The organism is Paracraurococcus ruber (assembly GCF_004353985.1).
GTDB lineage: Bacteria > Pseudomonadota > Alphaproteobacteria > Acetobacterales > Acetobacteraceae > Paracraurococcus > Paracraurococcus ruber.
Map to the genome: position 1 here is coordinate 1 of NZ_SMOA01000353.1, position 4,672 is coordinate 4,672.

3 protein-coding genes and 1 pseudogene are annotated in these 4,672 nt (G+C 75.4%); all 4 read left to right on the top strand.

Translation table 11 applies throughout. From position 1 onward, the window contains the following. Window positions 1-398, top strand: a pseudogene (locus tag E2C05_RS33525) (CCA tRNA nucleotidyltransferase); the annotation flags it as partial. A gap of 352 nt (window positions 399-750) precedes the next feature. Beyond that, window positions 751-1,506: a choice-of-anchor E domain-containing protein gene (locus E2C05_RS34410; RefSeq protein WP_200306548.1), complete on the top strand. Its 756-nt coding sequence runs from the start codon at window positions 751-753 to the stop codon at window positions 1,504-1,506. Between the two features lie 115 nt (window positions 1,507-1,621). Then, window positions 1,622-3,394 carry an ABC transporter ATP-binding protein gene (locus E2C05_RS28830; RefSeq protein WP_133223072.1) on the top strand — a complete coding sequence of 591 codons (1,773 nt, stop codon included), beginning with the start codon at window positions 1,622-1,624 and terminating at the stop codon, window positions 3,392-3,394. Window positions 3,395-3,491: 97 nt separating this feature from the next. Beyond that, a partial coding sequence (locus E2C05_RS28835) for an MFS transporter (protein WP_133223073.1) occupies window positions 3,492-4,672 on the top strand: 1,181 nt, incomplete at its 3' end.

Here is a 4,672-nt window from a genome sequence, read left to right on the forward strand (position 1 = left end):
CGGCGCCCCTCGCCGCGCGCCTGCGCTGGTCGGCGGCCGAGGCGGCGCGCTTCGCCGCCGCGCGGGATGTCGCGCCGGTGCTGCGGCTGCCGGCGGGGGCGGATCTCCGCCGCCTGCTGGCCGGGATCCCGCCGGAGGATGCGGCGGACCGCGCCTGGATCGCCGAGGCGCGCGGCCATCCGGGCGACTGGCCGGCCCTGCGGGGCCGGATCGAGGCGACGCCGCGGCCGGTCTTCCCGCTGCAGGGCCGGGACGGGCTGGCGCTGGGCCTGCCGCCCGGACCGGCGCTGGGCGCGGCGCTGGCGGCGGTGCGCGCCTGGTGGCTGGAGGGTGGCTGCGTCGCCGATGCGGCGGCCTGCCGCGCCCGGCTGCGCACCGTGGCGGATGCGGGTGGCTGACCTGTCCACGCTGTCATGCGGAACTGTGCGATGCCGGACGAATGCAGCCATGGGTTGTCGGGAAATTTGACACACACCGCCCGCGCGCGGCCGTCGCCTGCAGACGTCCTGCCCGATCCGGACGACAGGGACACGCCCACCGCGATCCCAGACCAGAGAATTACGCTTTGATTGTCGGAGGCCTTTACGCCAAAGCGGCTGTCAGGCGGTTAACCTCTTTATGAATCACATGATTTCAACAGCTTGAAACCACAACGCCGGCTGGCATGTCGGTTGCAATCCGTGTCTCAGGACCCCGTGACGCTCTCAGGAATGCTGCAACGGGGTAAGTTCGATCCTGGAGATGCGACTGATGCGTTCGATTTTCGCCTTTCCCGCGGCCCTGGCGGGCTTGGTCCTGGCCGCTGCGGCCGCGCAGGCCAGCCCCCTGACCGCGACCGCCGGCGCCACCTGGAACAGCGATGACGGCGGTTCCCTGGTCGTCGGCCAGTTCAACCCGGCCGCCTATGCCAATGCCTATGGCAATGCCACCCTCACCGGCGTCAGCCTGTCCCTCGGCGCGACGCTCGACGGGTCGGTGACGCTCACCAACACCCTGTCCAACCGGCCGGCGAATAGCCGCAGCTTCGAGGTCAGCATCAGCGTCCCCAGCCTGTCCGTGACCCTGCCCGACAGCACGGTGACCAGCGCGAATTTCGCGGCCATCGCCTTCACGGCGACCAATCTGGCCGGCGGCGCGAGCCAGAGCGTCGGCGCCCTGCCGACGGATGCCGCCCTGGCGGCGCCCCCCATCACCGACTTCGCGCCCTGGACCGGGCCGGGCTCCATCTCCATGGCGGTGGCCTGGGGCGACCTCGACGCCTCGGTGCGGGGCGGCACGCGGTACACCCTGGCGGTCAACCTGACGACCAGCATCCTCGCCACGGTGACCTACACCTATCAGCAGGCCTCGGCCCCGCCGCCGCCGAACAACCCGCCGACCGACACGCCGCCGGAACTGCCGCCCGGCACCGTGCCCGTGCCGGAACCGGCGACGCTCGGCCTGCTCGGCGCCGCGCTCACCGGCCTCGGCCTGACGCAGCGTCGCCGTCGCCGCGCCGCCGCCTGACGCGACGGACCACCGGCCCGGCCCCGCCACGCCCGGCGGGCCGGGGACCGCGGCGCCAAGGCCGCGCGGCGCCCCGCCTTTCGACGCGCCGCGCCGGACCTGCTACGCCGCCGGCATGGCCGTCCTGCCCGCCGATCCCACCACCCGCGCCCTGATCCGCCGGCTGGTCCGCTGCTACCTCGCGCGGCATCGCCGCGGCATCCTGCTCGCCGTACTCTGCACCGCCGCGCTCGCCGGCCTCACCGCGCTCTATCCCATCGTCATCCAGCAGGGCTTCGACCGCTTCACCGCCAAGGACGCCGACCTGGCCTGGCAACTGCCGCTGGTCATCGTGGTGGTCACCCTGGCCAAGGCGCTCGCGCAATACGGCCAGGCGGTGGCGGTGCAGGCGGTGGTGCTGCGGGTGATCGAGGCGCTGCAGGGCGACCTGTTCCGCGCCCTCACCCGCGCCGACCTCGCAACCGTCGTGCGCGACGCGCCGGCCCGGCATGCGACGAAGTTCACCGTCGACGCCGCGGCGATCCGCGAGGCGCTGACCAAGTCCATCAACGGCGCCGCCGACATCCTGACCGTGCTCGGGCTGGTCGCCTCCATGGTCTGGCTGGACTGGCAGATGTCGCTGATCGCCGCCTGCCTCTACCCGATCGCGGTGGTGCCGATCCTGCGGCTCGGCAAGCGCATCCGCCGCGCCTCCGGCGGCATGCAGGAACGCATGGGCGAGACCGCGGCGCAGCTGACGGAATCCTTCGCCGCCGCCCGCGTCGTCCGCGCCTACCGGCTGGAGGCGCAGGAGGAGGCGCGCGCCACGGCCACCTTCGCCCGGCTGCGGGAGAGCCTGCTCGGCATCGCCCGCACCCGCGCCAGCCTCGACCCGATGCTGGAGGCGCTGGGCGGCGTCGCCGTCGCCGCCGTGCTGGGCTTCGTCGGCTGGCGCGTCTCGACCGGGCAGGGGACGGTGGGCGAGTTCACCGGCTTCGTCGCCGCGCTGCTCATCGCCTCCCGCCCCGTGCGGGCGCTGGGGTCGCTGAACGCGGCGCTGCAGGAAGGGCTGGCCGGCCTCTCGCGCGTCTTCGCCGTGGTGGACGCGCCGCGCCGCATCGCCGACGCGCCCGGCGCCCCGCCGCTGCCCGCCGGCCGCGGCCGCGTGGAGTTCGACGGCGTCGGCTTCCACTACGAAGGCACGCCGGACAAGGCGCTGGCCGGCCTGTCCTTCGTCGCGGAGCCGGGGCAGACCGTCGCGCTGGTCGGCCCCTCCGGCGCCGGCAAGTCCACCGCGCTCGCCCTCGTCCCGCGGCTCTACGACGCCACCGCCGGCGCGCTGCGGCTGGACGGCGCGGATGTGCGGGCGGTGACGCTGGCCTCGCTGCGCGACGCCATCGCCTATGTCGGCCAGGATGCGGTGATCTTCGACGACACCGCCTTCGCCAACATCGCCTGCGGCCGGCCGGGCGCGACGCGCGAGCAGGTGGAGGCCGCGGCGCGCGCCGCCGCCGCCCATGACTTCCTCGCCGGCCTGCCGCAGGGCTACGACACCATCCTCGGCCCCGGTGGCGGCCGGCTGTCGGGCGGGCAGAAGCAGCGCGTCTCGCTCGCCCGCGCGCTGCTGCGCGACCCGCGCGTGCTGCTGCTGGACGAGGCGACCAGCGCGCTGGATGCGGAGAACGAGGCGCTGGTGCAGGCGGCGCTGGCGCGGCTGCGGCAGGGCCGCACCACCCTGGTCATCGCCCATCGCCTGGCGACGGTGCGGGAGGCCGACCGGATCGTCGTCATGCAGGATGGTCGGGCGGTGGAGCAGGGGACCCATGCCGGGCTGATGGCGCAGGACGGGCTCTATGCCAGGCTGGTGCGGACGCAGGCCTTCGACAGCACCGAGCCGGTCCGCGCCTGACCGCAGGGCGCTGCCCCTGCGGACCACCCCGCCAGGCCAGCGGCCTGGCCCGGACCGCCCTGGACCGGCCTGAGTCCGGCTGCGACAAGCACCCGTCATGGCACCGCGCAACCGCTGGCTCGAATTGCTGCTGATCGGCGTGGCGCGGATCGGGATGGGCGTGCAGTTCCAGGCGATCGGCGCGCTCGGGCCGCTTCTGGTGGGCGGCCTGGTCGCCGACTGGACCCGGCTCGGGACGCTGATCGGCGCCTATTCGCTGGCCGGCGTCGCCACCGCCCTGCCGGCCGGCTGGCTGCTGGCCCGCTTCGGCGACCGGGCGATCCTGCTGGCGGGGCTCTGGCTCATGGTCCTCGGCGGCGCCGTGCTGGCCGCCGCGCCCTCCTACCCGCTCGCCCTGCTGGGGCGGGTGGTGGCGGGCGGCGGCTCCTCCCTGCTCACCATCGCCTGCGCCAAGCGCGTGCTGGACCGCTTCGCCGGCCCGAGCCTGGCGCCGGCCATGGGCGTCATGCTGTCCGCCTGGCCGATCGGCATCGCCGCCGCCCTCCTCCTGCTGCCCCTGGCCGGGGAGGACTGGCGGCTGGGCCTGATCGGCTCGGCCGCGCTCTGCGCCCTCGCCCTGCCGCTGCTGGCCTGGGCGGTGCCGGCCGGGCCGCGCGGCCCCGTGGACCCCATGGCCCGGCTGCAGCCGGGGGAATGGGCGCCGCTGCTCGCCGTCGGCGCGCTCTGGGCCAGCTACAACGCCGCCTATGCGGTGCTGCTGGGCTTCGCCCCGGCCTTCCTAGTGGCGCAGGGCGCCGGGCCGGGGATGGCCGGGGCCGTCGCCTCCCTGGTCGGCTGGGCCATCCTGCCGCTGCTGCCGCTGGGCGGCGCCATCGCGGAGCGGCTGGGACGGCCGATGCTCATCTGCGCGCTCTGCCTCGCCGGCATGGGCGCGGCGCTGCTGGCGCTGGTCGGCGGCGCGCCCGCCGCGCCGGCGCTGGTCGCCTTCGGCCTGCTGGCCGGGCCGCCGGCCAGCCTGATCATGGCCCTCCTGGGCCGCGTGCTCTCGGCCCGGAGCCGCGCCTTCGGCGTCGGCATCCACTACATGCTGTTCTATGGCGGCCTTGCGGTGCTGCCGCCGGTGGCCGGCGCGCTGCGCGACGCGACCGGCGATCCGGCGGCGCCCATCCTGGCGGCTGCCGGCTTCCTGGCGCTGGCGCTGCTCTGCCTGGCCGGCCTCGGCGCCATGCTGGGCCGGCCGGCGAGCGCCCGCCCCGGCGGCGCGGCCGCGGCGGGACT